The sequence below is a fragment of the Lentzea terrae genome, assembly GCF_003265345.1.
GTDB lineage: Bacteria > Actinomycetota > Actinomycetes > Mycobacteriales > Pseudonocardiaceae > Lentzea > Lentzea terrae.
This window is the reverse complement of record NZ_QFWW01000020.1, coordinates 44,253-58,705: the sequence shown is the minus strand read 5'-3', so window position 1 is coordinate 58,705 and position 14,453 is coordinate 44,253. Positions and strand designations below refer to the sequence as shown.

At 70.0% G+C, this 14,453-nt stretch carries 16 protein-coding genes; 5 read left to right on the top strand and 11 right to left on the bottom strand.

Annotated features, from left to right (window positions below; genetic code table 11):
- Positions 1-4: 4 nt before the first annotated feature.
- The 8 genes from DI276_RS49575 to DI276_RS22375 form a co-directional block, all read right to left on the bottom strand.
- Positions 5-820, bottom strand: a complete 816-nt coding sequence (locus tag DI276_RS49575) for a lipoyl protein ligase domain-containing protein (protein ID WP_119724483.1) — start codon at positions 818-820, stop codon at positions 5-7.
- 10 nt (positions 821-830) lie between these two features.
- Entirely contained in the window at positions 831-1,100 is a 270-nt protein-coding gene (locus DI276_RS22400; protein ID WP_112266416.1) for a hypothetical protein, read from the bottom strand.
- Between the two features lie 120 nt (positions 1,101-1,220).
- Positions 1,221-1,889, bottom strand: coding sequence for a hypothetical protein (locus DI276_RS22395; protein WP_112266406.1), 669 nt, complete (start codon positions 1,887-1,889; stop codon positions 1,221-1,223).
- Between the two features lie 34 nt (positions 1,890-1,923).
- Positions 1,924-2,562, bottom strand: coding sequence for an RNA polymerase sigma factor (locus DI276_RS22390; RefSeq protein WP_232836837.1), 639 nt, complete (start codon positions 2,560-2,562; stop codon positions 1,924-1,926).
- A 212-nt stretch (positions 2,563-2,774) separates the two neighbouring features.
- Entirely contained in the window at positions 2,775-2,909 is a 135-nt protein-coding gene (locus DI276_RS53020; RefSeq protein WP_269814288.1) for a hypothetical protein, read from the bottom strand.
- A gap of 95 nt (positions 2,910-3,004) precedes the next feature.
- On the bottom strand, positions 3,005-3,970 hold the full coding sequence (locus DI276_RS22385) for a phosphotriesterase family protein (RefSeq protein WP_112266404.1): 966 nt from the start codon (positions 3,968-3,970) through the stop codon (positions 3,005-3,007).
- A 33-nt stretch (positions 3,971-4,003) separates the two neighbouring features.
- Entirely contained in the window at positions 4,004-5,308 is a 1,305-nt protein-coding gene (locus tag DI276_RS22380; protein WP_112266402.1) for an MFS transporter, read from the bottom strand.
- A gap of 237 nt (positions 5,309-5,545) precedes the next feature.
- Positions 5,546-6,190, bottom strand: a complete 645-nt coding sequence (locus DI276_RS22375; RefSeq protein WP_112266400.1) for a TetR/AcrR family transcriptional regulator — start codon at positions 6,188-6,190, stop codon at positions 5,546-5,548.
- 114 nt (positions 6,191-6,304) lie between these two features.
- Here DI276_RS22375 and DI276_RS22370 point away from each other — a divergent pair, with 114 nt between their 5' ends.
- From DI276_RS22370 to DI276_RS22360, 3 genes are read left to right on the top strand one after another with little or no spacing between them, the layout of a single operon-like run.
- Positions 6,305-7,153, top strand: coding sequence for a shikimate dehydrogenase (locus DI276_RS22370; protein WP_112266398.1), 849 nt, complete (start codon positions 6,305-6,307; stop codon positions 7,151-7,153).
- A complete protein-coding gene (locus DI276_RS22365) occupies positions 7,143-8,909 on the top strand; it encodes a bifunctional sugar phosphate isomerase/epimerase/4-hydroxyphenylpyruvate dioxygenase family protein (RefSeq protein ID WP_112266396.1) in 1,767 nt (588 codons plus the stop codon). Before DI276_RS22370 ends, DI276_RS22365 begins: the two co-directional genes overlap by 11 nt.
- A 27-nt stretch (positions 8,910-8,936) precedes the next feature.
- A complete protein-coding gene (locus DI276_RS22360) occupies positions 8,937-9,449 on the top strand; it encodes a DinB family protein (RefSeq protein ID WP_112266394.1) in 513 nt (170 codons plus the stop codon).
- A gap of 4 nt (positions 9,450-9,453) precedes the next feature.
- On the opposite strand, the gene DI276_RS22355 is transcribed toward DI276_RS22360, so the two are convergent.
- The gene (locus DI276_RS22355) at positions 9,454-10,608 is read right to left on the bottom strand and encodes an MFS transporter (RefSeq protein ID WP_232836836.1); all 1,155 of its coding nucleotides are present in this window, start codon (positions 10,606-10,608) and stop codon (positions 9,454-9,456) included.
- Between the two features lie 73 nt (positions 10,609-10,681).
- On the opposite strand from DI276_RS22355, the gene DI276_RS22350 reads away from it, so the two are divergent.
- Positions 10,682-10,999: an ArsR/SmtB family transcription factor gene (locus DI276_RS22350; RefSeq protein WP_408610569.1), complete on the top strand. Its 318-nt coding sequence runs from the start codon at positions 10,682-10,684 to the stop codon at positions 10,997-10,999.
- On the opposite strand, the gene DI276_RS22345 is transcribed toward DI276_RS22350, so the two are convergent.
- Positions 10,971-12,458 carry a flavin-containing monooxygenase gene (locus tag DI276_RS22345; protein ID WP_112266390.1) on the bottom strand — a complete coding sequence of 496 codons (1,488 nt, stop codon included), beginning with the start codon at positions 12,456-12,458 and terminating at the stop codon, positions 10,971-10,973. The genes DI276_RS22350 and DI276_RS22345 overlap by 29 nt on opposite strands.
- 108 nt (positions 12,459-12,566) lie before the next feature.
- On the opposite strand from DI276_RS22345, the gene DI276_RS22340 reads away from it, so the two are divergent.
- Complete coding sequence (locus DI276_RS22340) at positions 12,567-13,745, top strand: PucR family transcriptional regulator (protein ID WP_232836834.1); 1,179 nt, start codon at positions 12,567-12,569, stop codon at positions 13,743-13,745.
- Here DI276_RS22340 and DI276_RS22335 read toward each other — a convergent pair.
- Complete coding sequence (locus DI276_RS22335; RefSeq protein ID WP_112266386.1) at positions 13,696-14,433, bottom strand: TetR/AcrR family transcriptional regulator; 738 nt, start codon at positions 14,431-14,433, stop codon at positions 13,696-13,698. The two genes, DI276_RS22340 and DI276_RS22335, sit on opposite strands and share 50 nt — an antisense overlap.
- Positions 14,434-14,453: the final 20 nt, after the last annotated feature.

Here is a 14,453-nt window from a genome sequence, read left to right as displayed (position 1 = left end):
GCCTTCACAGATGACGTCCATTCGCACGCGTCCAGTCGTCCACGTGGAAGGGTTGTGGGTTGCTCGGCACGACGGTCGACGCGAGCGCGACCGCCTCGGCCGGCAACTCCGCGCCGGTCATGCCCAGCCGGCTCCGGTAGTCCGCTGCGAAGGCCGCGGCGACCTCGTCGGCGGTCAGTGCGGGCGCGTAGTCGGCCAGGCCCGCGATGGAGCTCTGCCGCAGGTCGTAGCCGAGCGCCTCGGAGACTTCTACGATCACGTCCCGCACCCGGTCCGACACCGTGACCTGCACGACCGTGCTGAACAGCGAACCGGTGGCGGTGACCCGTTGCGCCGAGCCCACGACCTTGGCCGTGCCGCCGACGTTGATGCTGTACTCGCCGGGGCAGTACTCGCCGTCCACCTCGCCGACGCGTGCGTCGACGTCACCGAGCGCGCGCAGCACCTCGACGTGGCTCTCGGCGTTCGCGGCGAACGTCGCGCTGCCCGCGTGCCGGATGCCGGTGGTGCGGTCGAGGTGGTCGATGACGACGGCGCCGCTGTCGTAGGCGACCATCCGTCCGCCTGGCGACCGGACCACGGGTTCGAATCCGGCTTCGCGGGCGATCCGGGTGGCTGCGGCGATGCCGGGGGAGCGGAGGTCCCGGCCGCTGAAGGCGACGGTGGGACCGTTGGGCACGTAGATGTGGACCAGCTGTGACCACGTCGCGTTTTGAGAACGCAGTAGCAGGGCCGGGATCACCAACTCGGTGACCGCGCGCCCGGCGCTTCCGGAGACCAGCAGGTTGTTCGCAGTGGGCACACCGTGATTCTCGACCATGACCGGAGACTCAGCGCGGGTGCACCCGTTGCAACGCCGAGAGTTCCCGTGCGGCCACAGTGGACAGCACCGGCCGCTCGGTGCACAGGCGTTGTTCCGCGGCCAGGATGTCGGCCCTGAGCTCCTCCAGGAAGAGCGCACCGGGCAGGAGCGCGATGATTTCCCGTTGGCAGGACAGGCAGTGCTGGTGGTGCAGCCGGAACTCGTCGCTCTCCTCCTGGCTGAGCATGTGGAGCAGGTAGCTGCCGGCTTCGATGTTGTGCGGACAGGCGTCGGTCAAGGCGCTCCTCCAGCTCGGTGGTAGGGGCGGACGAGCGGCGGCGTGGGGGCAAGCCGCCGCCCGTCCGGAACGGGCGACCCGTCGAGGGAGAGCCGGGGTCGCCGGAGCTCGGTGTGCGCGTCAGCGGGTGGGCTTGCCCGGCGTCTGGTCGGACTTGCCGGGTGCCTGGTCGGACTTGCCGTGCGTCTCGTCCGACTTGCCGGGCTTGTCGGCGAGCTGGTCGGCGCAGAAGGCGGGGACCTTGTCGGCACCACCTGCGGCCGTGATCAGCGCGCTGAACGCCGGGTTCTCGTGCGCCTTGCCGTGCTCGGAGCCGGCGCCCGCGGTCCAAGCCTGGCACAGGCCCTTGAGCGAGGGCGAGGGGGAGTTGTCCGGCTTCTTGTCCTGCTTGGCCGACGCCGGGGTGTCCTTCGTGGACGTCGTGACGACGCTCGTGTCGTTGGCGGGCTTGGGTTCCTCGCGCTGCTGGCCGGGCAGCGTACCCGCGGCAGCGGCGAGCGCGATGCCACCGGCGGCGGCCGCGGTGACCGCCGCGATCTTCACGGACAGCAGGTTCGCCAGTGCGATCTTGAGCATCCAGGGTCTCCGTTGCTGAGGTGCGGGGGCGAGACGAGCGTCCCGGAACGCCAGCACGGCAGCCTGCTCACCGGCCAGCTCGCGGTCGCGGGCGGGGGCAGCCGCTGCCGCGAGCAGGTCGTTCAGGCGGTCGTGCCCGGTGACCCGCGCATCGCCGTGCAGCAGCTGCTCAGCGGTGCGCCGGTCGATGCGGCGGGAACGGTGGTTGCTCATCTCATGTCCTTCAGCGTCAGGTCTCCGGTTTTTGTCACTCCAGTGGTGTTTTCCCAGGTGGATCGAGGTGCGCGGCGAGTGCGCGCAGCCCCCGGTACGCCGCGGTCCGCACGGCGCCTGGCCGCTTGCCGAGCACCTGCGCGGCGGCCTTGGCGTCCAGTCCGACGACGACCCGCAGCAGCACGGCTTCTGCCTGGTCCGGCGGCAGCGTGGCGATCAACGCCAGCGCGGCGTCGGTGCCCACCGCGTCCACCGCCGCCTGCGCGGTGTCGTCCGGTCCGGCAGGTTCGGCCACGTCGTCGACAGTGCCGTGCACGGGCCGTCGCTGCTGGTGACGGAGGTGGTCCATGGCTCGATTGCGGCCGATCGTGGTGGCCCAGCCGCGGAACCCGTCGACGTCGCCGCGGAACGAGCCCAGGTCCCGCGCGATCTGCAGCCACGCGTCGGACGCGACGTCCTCGGCATCGGCGCCGACCAGCACCGTGAGGTAGCGCAGCAGCTTGGGCTGGAGGTCGCGGTAGAGCAGGCGGAAGGCGTCCTCGTCACCCCGGCGGGCCGCGGTCAGCACGTCCTCCAGCGCCGAGTCCGCGGTGGAGCTCTTGGTCGCGCGCCGACGGGACCACGCGACCCGAGAGATCTCACCGCTGTCGCCGAAGCCTGCCGCACTGTGCACGCGCGGCATCTTGAACGAAGGTTCGCGCTGTGCCAAGTCCTTGCCAATTGGCCGGAAATGTACTAACCGAGGACGGATCGTGAGCGCAGATCGTCCACATAGGACCAGCTTGCGTCAGCCGATCTCGTCGGTGTACGAGGTGCTCGCAGCAGCGTTCTCGAAAGCGGTGTGAGACCCGTCCGGACAACGCGGTCCGAACGGGTCTCGGTGAACTAGCTGACGGTCGTCTCGACCACGCGCTCGTTGTCGGCCGGGTTGTCGTCGTTGGCCGGCGGCGCCGCGTGGGCGGTGCCCGGTGCCAGCGCTGCGGCCAGGGCGACCGCAGCACCGAGAATCAATGCACGCAAATGAAAACCCCAGGTTTCCGTGGGCCGCTGCAGCGCGGCCCTCCTGTGCGGAAACGCGCGGCGCGGTGTTCAGGACGGCTGGGGTGAAAAAGTGATCAGCTCGCCGGGTCGAAGTAGCGGCGCGGGTTGTCCACCAGCATCGCGGTGATCTGGTCGTCCGTGACGCCCGCGTCGCGCAACGCGGGCAGCACGGATTCGTGGATGTGCGTGAAGACCCAGTTCGGTGCGATCTGCTCGCGCACACCCGGTGGCACCCAGTCGATGTGGCAGGAGGCGTCCTGGGAGAGCACCATCCGGTCCGCGAAGCCCTCGGCGGCGAGCTTCGCGACTGTGGCGACGCGCTGGTCACCCGGCAGGTACACGTCCAGGCCGAACCGGTCCATGCCCAGCGACGAGCCGTTGTCGATCAGTTGGCGCAGGTAGTCGAGATCAGCAGTGTCTCCGCTGTGGCCGATCACGACCCGCCCGAGGTCGACGCCCTCGCGCCGGAACACCTCCTGCGCCACCAGCCCGGTCCGGTGGTTCGGACTGGTGTGCACGGTGATCGGCACACCGGTGCGCTTGTGCGCCTCGGCGACCGCGACCATCACCCGCTCGACGCCGGGCGTGAGCTCCTCCTCGATGGCGCACTTGAGGAACGCCGCCTTGATCGGCGTGCCCGCGATGCCCTCGGTGAGGTCCTTGACGAACAGGTCGACCATCAGGTCAGGGCCGCCGAACATGGTGCCGGGACCGTGCAGGCGGAAGAAGAACGGCACGTCGTTGTAGGTGTAGAGCCCGGTCGCGGGCACGATGTTGAGGTCCACCTGGGCGTTGACCTTCGCGACCAGCGCGATGTCCCGCCCGAGCCCGAGCACGGTGGGGTCGACGATGGTGTCGACCCCGGCCGCCTTGAGCGCCCGCAGCCGCGCGACGGCGTCGGCGATCCGCTGCTCCTCGTCCCAGAACTCGGGGTAGTTCTGGATGACCTCGGTGCTGAGCACGAACACGTGCTCGTGCATCAGCACGGTCCCGAGCGCTGCTGCCTCGATCGCACCTCGAACGGTCTGCACCTGCGACATGCGCGTCCTCCTCCGGCCTTTGGCTACAGGCTGTCAAACCTGAGCCGTGGCGGGAACACGCCTTTCTGCCGTCGCCAGCCCGAGTTCGGCCGTGGGACGCCGGAACGTCTCGCGCCCGGTCGCGATCGCCGTAGCGCTCACCGCGCACACCGCCGCCGTGAAGATCGCGACACCGATCCAGCCGTCCCGTCCTGTCCCGATCGCCGACACGACACTCGGCGCGAGACCCGCGAGCAGGAACCCGAACTGGGTGCCGATCGCCATGCCGGACAACCGGACCTCGGTGCTGAACATCTCGCCGTACAGCGACGGCCAGACCCCGTTGGTCGCGGAGTAGGCCACCCCGAACATCAGGATGCCGAGCGCGAACACCAGGCCGTACGAGCCGATGGAGATCGACCAGAGGTACGGGAAGATCAGAATCGCGCACGCGCCGCAGCCGGCGAGGAACACGGGTTTGCGCCCGATATTGTCCGAAAGCGCTGCCAGCAAGGGGATCGCGGCCAGTGCGACCGTGTTGGCCAGCACGCCGACCCACAGCATGGACGTCCGCGACAGCCCGATCGTGTTCACCGCGTAGCTCAGGGCGTAGACGGTGAAGATCGTGCTGACCGAGGCGATGGTGGCCGCGAAGACCACGCGCAGCACGTCGGCCCAGTGGTTGCGGAACAACGTCACGACCGGCAGCTTTGCCGCCTTGGTGCGCTGGAACACCGCGGTCTCGTCGATCTTGCGGCGGATCACGAACCCCGCGACCACCACGAGCGCGCTGCACCAGAACGGCACCCGCCAGCCCCACGTCAGCAGGTCTTCCTGGGGGAGTGCGGCGACCGGCAGGAAGACGGCCGTGGCGAGGATCTGCCCGGCCTGCGTGCCGCTCAGCGTGAAGCTGGTGAAGTACGCCCGGCGGTGCTCCGGCGCGTGCTCCAGCGACATCGAGTTCGCGCCCGCCTGCTCACCGGACGCCGAAAGCCCTTGCAGCAAGCGGAGAATCACGAGCAGCACCGGCGCGAGCACGCCGACCGACGCGTAGGTCGGCAGGCAGCCCACGGCGAAGGTCGCCACGCCCATCAGCAGCAACGTGAACACGAGGACCTTCTTGCGGCCGAAGCGGTCGCCGACGTGTCCGAGCACGAACGCGCCGAGCGGCCTGGCCAGGTAACCGACGCCGAACGTGGCCAGCGCGAGCAGGGTGCCCGTCGCGGGATCGGCGGCGGGGAAGAAGACCTTGTTGAACACCAGCGCGGCGGCGGTGCCGTAGATGAAGAAGTCGTAGTACTCGAGAGCGCTGCCGATCCAGGCTGCCAGCGCAGTCTTGCGGGCCATCGAAGTGGTCACGGCGTACTCCTATGTACGACCTAGTTAGTTAACACAAAATCGGATACGCCACCCCCGCCTGTCAAGACTCAGTTTCAGTGCTGTGATCGGGAGCCTTAGCCCCGTATTCAGTGCTCAGACGGGCGCATCGTGGCGCCGGCCCCGCGTCCTCATCCTGGTTGGCTGTGGGCGTGGGGCCGGCGCCACGAGGTGTCCTGCTGAGCGCCGAAGACGCGGCGAAGGCTGCCGGTCACAGCACTAGCTGGTCAGATAATCGATCAACATGTCGCCCAGCATGCGCCGGTAGTGCTCACGGCGCGCGGGGTCCAGCATGTCCCGCCCGAAGATCGCCGCGAACGTGTGCCGGTTCGCGAGCCGGAAGACGCAGAACGAGCTGATCACGATGTGCACGTCGAGCGGGTCGACGTCGGCGCGGAACCGGCCGGTCGCACGGCCGCGTTCGAGGATCTGCGTCAGGCCGTCGAGCGCCGGGTTCGCGAGGTTCGCCAGCACTTCCGAGCGGGCGATGTGTTCGGCGTGGTGGATGTTCTCGATGCTGACGAGCCGGATGAAGTCCGGGTTGGCCTCGTGGTGGTCGAAGGTCAGCTCCGCGAGCCGGCGAACGGCGTCCTCCGGCTCGAGGTGTTCGACGTCGAGCTCGGCCTCCAGGGCCCGGATGGCCAGGTAGGCGCGTTCCAGTACGGCGATGTAGAGCTGTTCCTTGCCGCCGAAGTAGTAGTAGATCATCCGCTTGGTGGTGCTGGTGCGCTCGGCGATCTCGTCGACGCGGGCGCCGGTGTAGCCCTTGTCGGCGAACTCCCTGGTGGCTACGTCCAGGATGTCGGCGCGCGTGCGGTCCTTGTCCCGCTGGCGCTCGGCATCGGATGACGACGGTGCGGCCACCGGGCCCCCTTCGATCTCTGCGGATGACCAGCCAACTCTAGTGGAGCACTTCACTGCGGGCGGCTCGGTGCGCTAGCGTTAACTCACTAGTTCGTACATTAAGTGGGAGGCCGGGTGACCAACTACCTGATCGGGCTCGTCGGGTCCGGGATCGGTCCGTCCCTGAGTCCGGCGCTGCACGAGCGCGAGGCCGGTGAGCTGGGGCTGAGCTACGTCTACCGGCTGCTCGACCTCGACGTCATCGGGTCGCCGGTGGGGGACGTGCTCAGGGCAGCGCGCAACGACGGGTTCCACGGCCTCAACATCACCCACCCGGCCAAGCAGGCGGTCCTGGCGCACCTGGACGACGTCGTCCCGGAGGCGGCCGCGCTGGGTGCCGTCAACACCGTGGTCTTCGAGAACGGCAGGGCGATCGGGCACAACACCGACGCCGCCGGCTTCGCGCGGAGTCTGAGCCGCGGCCTGCCGGACGCGAAGATGGAAGACGTCGTGCTGCTCGGCGCGGGCGGTGCGGGCGCTGCGGTCGCCCACGCGCTGCTGTCCCTCGGCACCGGGTGGCTGGGCGTCCACGACGTCGACCCGAGCCGAAGCTCGCGACTCGTCAAGGCGCTGCGACGCAGGTTCGGCGCGGACCGGGCCGCCGTGTGCACCCCTGACGCCCTTCGGACCGCCGACGGCCTGGTGCACGCGACCCCGACCGGCATGGCGGCACATCCGGGGCTGCCGATCGACGAGTCGTTGCTGCGTCCGGAACTCTGGGTCGCCGACATCGTCTACCGGCCGCTGGAGACGGCGTTGCTCGCCGCCGCACGAGCACGTGGCTGCCGGGTGCTGCACGGCGGCGGGATGGTCGTGCTGCAGGCCGCCGAGTCGTTGCGGCTGTTCACCGGGGTCGAGCCGGACGCCGCCCGGATGCTCGCGCACTTCGAGGAGCTGGAAGGAGAACCCGCGCATGCGTCGTGACCTGCGCACTGCCATCGCCACCGTCTGCCTGTCCGGCACGCTGGACGACAAGCTGGCCGCGGCCGCCGAGGCGGGTTTCGACGGCATCGAGCTGTTCGAGAACGACCTGCTCGCGTCCCGCCGCAGCCCGGCGGAGATCCGGCAGCGCTGCGCCGACCTGGGTCTGAGCATCGACCTCTACCAGCCGTTCCGCGACTTCGAGGCGGTGCCGCCGGACGTCCTCGCCGCCAACCTGCGGCGCGCGGAGCACAAGTTCGACGTCATGGCCGAGCTCGGCGTGGACACCGTGCTGGTGTGCTCGTCGGTGTCGCAGGAGGCGATCGACGACGACGATCTCGCGGCCGAGCAGTTGCACCTGTTGGGTAGTCGCGCGGCCGAACGGGGTCTGCGCATCGCCTACGAAGCGTTGGCGTGGGGCAGGTTCGTCAACGGCTACGAGCACGCGTGGCGGATCGTGCGCCGCGCCGCCCACCCGGCGCTCGGCGTGTGTCTCGACAGCTTCCACATCCTGTCCAAAGGGGACGATCCTCGGGCGATCCGCGCGATCCCCGGCGAGAAGATCTTCTTCCTGCAGCTGGCCGACGCTCCGGTGCTGCCGATGGACGTCCTGCAGTGGAGCCGCCACCACCGGCTCTTCCCGGGACAGGGCGACTTCGACCTGACCACGTTCACCCGCAACGTGCTCGACGCCGGCTACCGCGGCCCGCTCTCGCTCGAGGTGTTCAACGACGTCTTCCGCCAGTCGGACCCGTACCGGGCCGCAGTAGACGCGCTGCGGTCGTTGGTCAGTCTCCAGGACTCCTTGCGGTTGCTGGACATTCCCGCCGCACCCGTCTCGACGGGCTACGCCTTCGCCGAAGTGGTGGGGGAGACGAACCTGGCCGGACTGGGCTTCACCCGGACCGGCGTGCACCGCTCGAAGCCGGTGGAGCTGTGGACGCAAGGCGAAGCACGCGTCCTGGTCAACGCGAACGGCGAACCGGGCGCGATCGGAGCACTCGGCATCGCCGTGCCGGACCCGGCCGCCGCAGCCCAGCGCGCGAAGATTATGCTGGCGCCACCGCTGTCGCGCACGGCCGGCCCCGGCGAAGCACCGCTGACCGCGATCGCCGCACCCGACGGCACCGAGATCTTCCTGTGCGCCAACGACGACTGGCTCGGCGACTTCGTACCGACCGGGGAGTCGAGTCCTGGTGCCGGAATCACGGGCATCGACCACGTCGCGCTGACCCAGCCCTTCGACAACTTCGACGAGGCCACCCTCTTCTACCGCGCGGTGCTGGGCCTGGAACCCGGCGCCACCGCGGAGTTCGCGGCACCGTTCGGCCTGGTGCGCGTCCGCGGCGTGAGCGGCGGCGTCCGGCTGACCCTGGACGCGGCACTGGTCCGGCGCGGCGGCTGGGCACCGGCCGTGGCAGAGCCCCAGCACATCGCGTTCACGTGCACGGACGCGGTGGAATGTGCGCGGACGCTGCGGCAGTTGGGTGCGCGGCTGTTGGAGATCCCCGGCAACTACTACGACGACCTCGCGGCCCGCACGGGCTTGCCGGCCGAGCGCATCGAGGTGTTGCGCGAGCAGTCCGTGCTGTACGACCGCGACTCGGACGGCGAGTACCTGCACTTCTACACCGAACTCGCCGGGGCGCGGGTGTTCTTCGAGGTGGTTCAGCGCGTCGGTGGGTATCGCGGGTTCGGCGTGCTCAACGCACCTCTGCGGATGGCGGCGCACCACGACGCACGCGTGTTGCGGACGTAACGCGGCTGCGAGGCGCACACTGGGCGGGTGGACCGGCAGACCGTTCACGACGACTTCGAGCGGGTGCGAGCGACCTTCCGCACGCTGCTCGGCAGCGCGTCCGACGACGCGCTGCGCCGCCGCTCGGCCGGCACCCGCTGGACCAACCGGCAGCTGCTGTTCCACATGCTGCTGGGCTTCCTGATCATGCGAGCGCTGCTGGCCCTGGCCAAGATCGTCGCCAGGCTGCCGGCGTCGGTCGGCCGCGGCTGGGCGAGGCTGCTCAACGCCGGCACGAGGCCGTTCGACGTGGTCAACTTCGTGGGTTCCTGGCTCGGCGGCAGCGTGCTGCCGAAGCGGGTGATGGTCGTCTTGTGCGATCGCACGATCGCGGCGTTGCACCGGCGCCTCGACCGGGAGGACGAGGCCGGCCTGGCGAAGGGCATGCCGTATCCGACGCGGTGGGATCCCTGCTTCCGCGAGTTCATGACGGTGGCGGACCTCTACCGCTTCCCGGTGCGGCACTTCGACTTCCACCGCGCCCAGCTCAGCCTGGACTGATGCGTCACCCCGCCTGAGGCGCCAGCGCGGGCTTCGGCTGTGCGATGAGCAGGCCGAGCGCCCCGAGCGCGACCAGTGCGGCGATCGGCGGCAACGCGAGCAGTCCGGCGTTGCTCACCACCACGCCACCGAACACGCCCGACAGCCCCACGCCGAGGTAGATGGCGGATGCGTTGACGGACAGCAGAAGTCCGCTCGACTCGCCGGGCGCGAGCTCGATCAGCCAGTTCTGGATCGGCGGGTTCACCGACCACGTGAACAGGCCCCACACGAACAGCACGACACCCGCGGTCGCCGCCGTCGTCGCGGTGAACGGCAGCGTGGCCAGCACGACGACGAACACGGAGAAGATCACGAGCAACGGCAGCCGGCTGCCCCAGCGGTCGGTGACGCGGCCGGCGACCGAGTTGCCGATCGCGCCGCCCACGCCGTAGACGAGCAGCAGCACGCTGATCGTCCAGCCGTGCACGTTCGCGACGGTGGTCAGGATCGGCGCGATGTAGGTGAACACGCTGAACGCGGCGAGGCAGCCCAGCACGGTCATGCCGAGCACCAGCAGCACGCGGCGGTCGCGCGCGGCGGCGAACCGTTCGCGCAGGCCCGCGAACGGCGGCGCGGCCAGCCGCGGCACTCCCAGGTGGATCGCCAGGGCGCCGAGCAGGGAGATGACGGCCACCGACGCGAACACGCCCTGGTAGCCGAGCTGCTCGCCGATGACGTTGCCCAGCGGCACGCCGAGGATCAGCGCGAAGGTGAGGCCGCCGAACACCGTGGCGACCGCGCGGGCGCGGTGGTCCGGCGGGGCGAGCACGGTGGCGACGGCGGTGGCGACCGGGGTGAACGCGGCGGCGCCGAGTGCGCTGATCACGCGGGCGCCCAGCAGCAGCTCGAACGTCGGCGCGACGGCGGCCAGGCCGTTGCCCAGCGCACTCGTCAGCAGCGCCACGATCAGGAGTTTGCGGCGTTCCCACCGTCCCGTGAGGACGGCCAGCACCGGTGACGTGAGCGCGTAGGCGATGGCGAACGCGGTGACGAGCTGGCCAGCGGCGGCCGCGGAGACGTGCAGCTCGCGGCTGACCGCCGGCAGCACCCCGGTGACGATGTAACCGCTGGTGCCGACCGCGAACGCGCCGGCCGCGAGCAGGTGGATGCGAGACAAGACGACCCCTTCGACGGTTAGTACGATGGGTACCGTACTACGAAACTCGTCGAACTACGATGGTTCTCGTACTATGGACACCATGAGCGACGAGCTGCCGCACCCCGAGCGCGCCGAGATCAGGATCGAGGCGGTGCTGCAGGCACTCGCCGACCCGGTGCGGCTGCACTACGTCAGGGAGCTGGACCGGATCGGGACCGGGGTGGCGTGCGGCGCGATCGAACTGCCGGTGACCAAGTCCACCCGCACACATCACCTGCGGACGCTGCGCGAGGCCGGCGTGGTCCGGTTGCGCAAGGAGGGCACGGCCCGCATCGCGACGATCCGGCGCGACGACCTCGACGCGCGTTATCCGGGGCTGCTCACCGCGATTCTGTCCGCTGAGAACTGACCGGCTGTGCTGGGACCGCGCGCGAGAAGCGCAGCTCGTCGTCCTCGACGGGCAGGCGCCGCAACAGCTTCACGTCGCTGAAGTAGCTCATCGACGTGAGCCACGGCGCCCGCTCGCCCTGGCGTGGCAGCTGGTCCAGGGAACGTTTGATGTAGCCGGCGCCGAAGTCCAGGAACGGGCGGGTCGGCGCGTCGGCGTCGGCGACCACGGGCCGGGCGGTGTCGTAGCCGTGCGCGTCCATGTGCGCGAGCAGCCGGCAGAAGTGCTCGCACAGCAGGCCGACCTTGAGCGTCCACGACGAGTTCGTGTACCCGATGGCGTAGGCGAAGTTCGGCACACCGGACAGCATCATCCCCTTGTACGCCAAGGTGTCCGGCAGATGCACGGGTGAGCCGTCGACGGTCAGCGTCATCCCGCCGAACGCCTGGACGTTGAGCCCGGTCGCGGTGATGACGATGTCGGCGTCGAGTGAGCGCCCGGACGCCAGCCGCACACCGGTCTCGGTGAACGTCGTGATCCGGTCCGTCACGACGGACGCCCGGCCGCTGCTGATCACGCGGAACAGGTCGCCGTCCGGGACGATGCACAGCCTTTGGTCCCAAGGGTTGTACGGCGGGTTGAAGTGCTCGTCGACCGGGTAGTTGGCGGGCAGCAGCTTCGCGTTGAACCGCCGGATCAGGCGCCGGGCGGCGTTCGGGAACCGCTGGGAGAACCGCCAGGTCAGTTGCTGCTGCAGGATGTTCTTGCGGCGCGTGAGCGCGAACGCGCGGTCAGGACTGAGCACCTTGCGCAGCAGGGTGCCGATCGGGTCCTTGGCCGGCACCGGCAGGACGTACGTCGGGGTGCGCTGCAGCATGGTCACGTGGCCCGCGGTCGCCGCCATGGCGGGCACGATCGTCACCGCGGTCGCGCCGCTGCCGATCACGAGCACCTGCTTGCCCGCGTAGTCGAGGTCCTCCGGCCAGTGCTGCGGGTGCACGATCTGGCCGCGGAACCGTTCCCTGCCCTCGAAATGCGGTGTGAACCCCTCGTCGTAGCGGTAGTAGCCGCCCGCGCAGAACAGCCACGAGCACGTCAGCGTTTCGCGTGCACCGTCCTGCTCGACCTCGACGGTCCAGTGCGCGTCCGGCGTCGACCACTCGGCGGCGATCACCTTGGTGTGGAACCGAACGGCTCGGTCGATGCCGTGTTCCGCCGCGGTGTCGCGCAGGTAGGCGAGGATCTTGTCCGCCCCGGCGATCGAGTCCTCGTCGCGCCACGGCCGGAACTCGTAGCCGAACGTGTGCAGGTCCGAGTCCGACCGGATGCCGGGGTAGCGGAACAGGTCCCAGGTGCCGCCGATCGACCCGCGCGCCTCGAGGATCGCGTACTTCTTGCGCGGGTGTTCGCGCTGCAGGTAGTACGCGGCGCCGAGGCCGGAGATCCCGGCGCCGACGATGAGAACGTCGAGGTCAGCCATGTCCTCATAGTGGCCGGGGTGACGGCGGTCACGAAAGAGCGAAGTGCACCTGTTCAACGTCGTTGTGGTGCAATATGCACCATGTCGTGGGAGCGTCCGTCATCGCGCGTGCGCACACTCATCCGGCAGGGTGCGGAGATCGCACTGGATCCGCCGGCCGAGTGGCTGGCCGAGCTGGACGCCGCCACGCTCGGCGGCGCGAACCGGCAGCAGATCGCCGAAGATCCCGTGCTCACCGCCGCCCTGAAGCGCACGAACCGGTCGAACCTGCTGGGCTGGGCGTCGGCCAACGTCCGCGCGCCGGGGGAGCGGGTGCCGGCCGACCTGGGTGAGGCACCGCTGGCGTTCGCCCGCGACCTGATCCGCCGCGGTCTCGACGAGTCGGCGCTCGACGCGTACCGCTCCGGCGAGAGCGTTGCTTTGCGGCTGTGGCTGCAGATCGCGTTCTCGCTGACGTCCGACCCGGAGGAGCTGCGCGAGCTGGTCGACGTGTCGTGCCGGTCGATCGCGGCGTTCGTCGACGACACCGTGGCCGCGATCTCGGTGCAGATGACCCGCGAGCGCGAGCAGCTCACCCGCGGCACGCACGCCGAACGCCTCGAAACGGTGACGTTGCTGCTCGACGGCGCTCCGATCACGGTGTCCCGCGCGGAGGAACGCCTCGGCTACCGGCTCTCCGGCGAACACACGGCGGCGATCGTCTGGAGCGACGACGCGTTGGGCGACCTCGATCGTGCGGCGGACGTGCTCGCGGCGGCCGCCGGGGAACCGCGCCCGCTCACGGTGCTGGCCAGCGCCGCGACCAGGTGGGTGTGGGTGCACGGCTCGCCGGACGAGGTCGTGCTCCGCGCTGAGGTCGCGCGTTTCCCGGCCGTGCGGGTGGCGTTGGGGGCCGGCGGTCGCAACGCGGACGGGTTCCGGCGCAGCCACCTCGACGCGCTGACGGTCCAGCGGATGCTCGCGCGGCTGGCGTCACCGCAACAGGTCGCGACCCACGAGGAGGTCGAGCTGGTCGCGCTGCTCACCACGGACGCCGAGCGGGCCGACCGGTTCGTGAAGCGCACCCTCGGCCCGCTCGCGACGGCCGACCCCGAGGTGATCGAAGCCGTGCGGGCGTTCGTCGCCGCGAACTGCAACGCGACGACGGCAGCAGCACGGCTCTACACGCACCGCAACACGCTGTTGCGCCGTCTGGCCCGTGCGTCGAAGTTGTTGCCACGGCCGTTGGAGCAGAACCTCATGCACGTCGGGGTGGCTCTGGAGGTGCATCGCTGGCGCTCGCAGTGAGTTCGCCGATCGTGCGGGTCAGCCACTCGGACAGCAAGGTTCGTTCCGCGTCGCTGAGCGCCGGAAAACGGGGAAGTGCCGCCCGGACCGCCACCGCGAGCGCGACGGGCTCGGAGTCGGGTGGTGCCGGCGTGGTCGTGAGGATCTGGTCGAGAACCGCGTCCAGCAGCACCTCGGCCAGTTCCGGATCGCGCTGCTCCGCCGGCTGGCTGAGCAGCGTGAGCACGGCGCCGCTGCCGGCCGCCTGGATCATGTCGACCGCCCGCGTCTCCGAGACTTTCAACAGCCCCGCGGCCGCGATCCGGGCGACCCGGCGCTGCAGCACCTCGACGCCGGTGCCGGTGGCAGAGGAGCGCTGCAGCCGTGTCGGGTTGACGAGGAGCAGGAACACGTCCGGGTTGGCGACGTTGAAGGCGATGTGCTCGCGCCAGGCGGCGCACAGGTCCTGAACGGGGTCGCCGTTCTCGCCTGCCGCCGTGGCCGCCTTGGTCGCGACGTAGTCGGCCAGCACCAGCTCCGCGACCGCCTCCAGCAGCCCGTCCTTGTCGCCGAACAGCCGGAAGATCGTCGGCGGAGGCACGCCGGCCTCCTGGGCGACCGCGCGGGTCGTCACCGCGCGGGCACCACTGGTGCGCAGCAGATGAGCTGCGGCGGCGACGATCCTGGACTTTGTGTCCGACTCCGTCATGGATCGATGGTATCAGGATC

Coding starts and splice junctions, on each gene's coding strand:
- DI276_RS22345 (WP_112266390.1), bottom strand. CDS start 12,458: ATGGCTGACCTCGACGTTCTCATCGTCGGCGCCGGGATCTCCGGCCTC.
- DI276_RS22385 (WP_112266404.1), bottom strand. CDS start 3,970: ATGTCGCAGGTGCAGACCGTTCGAGGTGCGATCGAGGCAGCAGCGCTC.
- DI276_RS22395 (WP_112266406.1), bottom strand. CDS start 1,889: ATGAGCAACCACCGTTCCCGCCGCATCGACCGGCGCACCGCTGAGCAG.
- DI276_RS22350 (WP_408610569.1), top strand. CDS start 10,682: ATGGACACCATGAGCGACGAGCTGCCGCACCCCGAGCGCGCCGAGATC.
- DI276_RS22335 (WP_112266386.1), bottom strand. CDS start 14,433: ATGACGGAGTCGGACACAAAGTCCAGGATCGTCGCCGCCGCAGCTCAT.
- DI276_RS49575 (WP_119724483.1), bottom strand. CDS start 820: ATGGTCGAGAATCACGGTGTGCCCACTGCGAACAACCTGCTGGTCTCC.
- DI276_RS22365 (WP_112266396.1), top strand. CDS start 7,143: ATGCGTCGTGACCTGCGCACTGCCATCGCCACCGTCTGCCTGTCCGGC.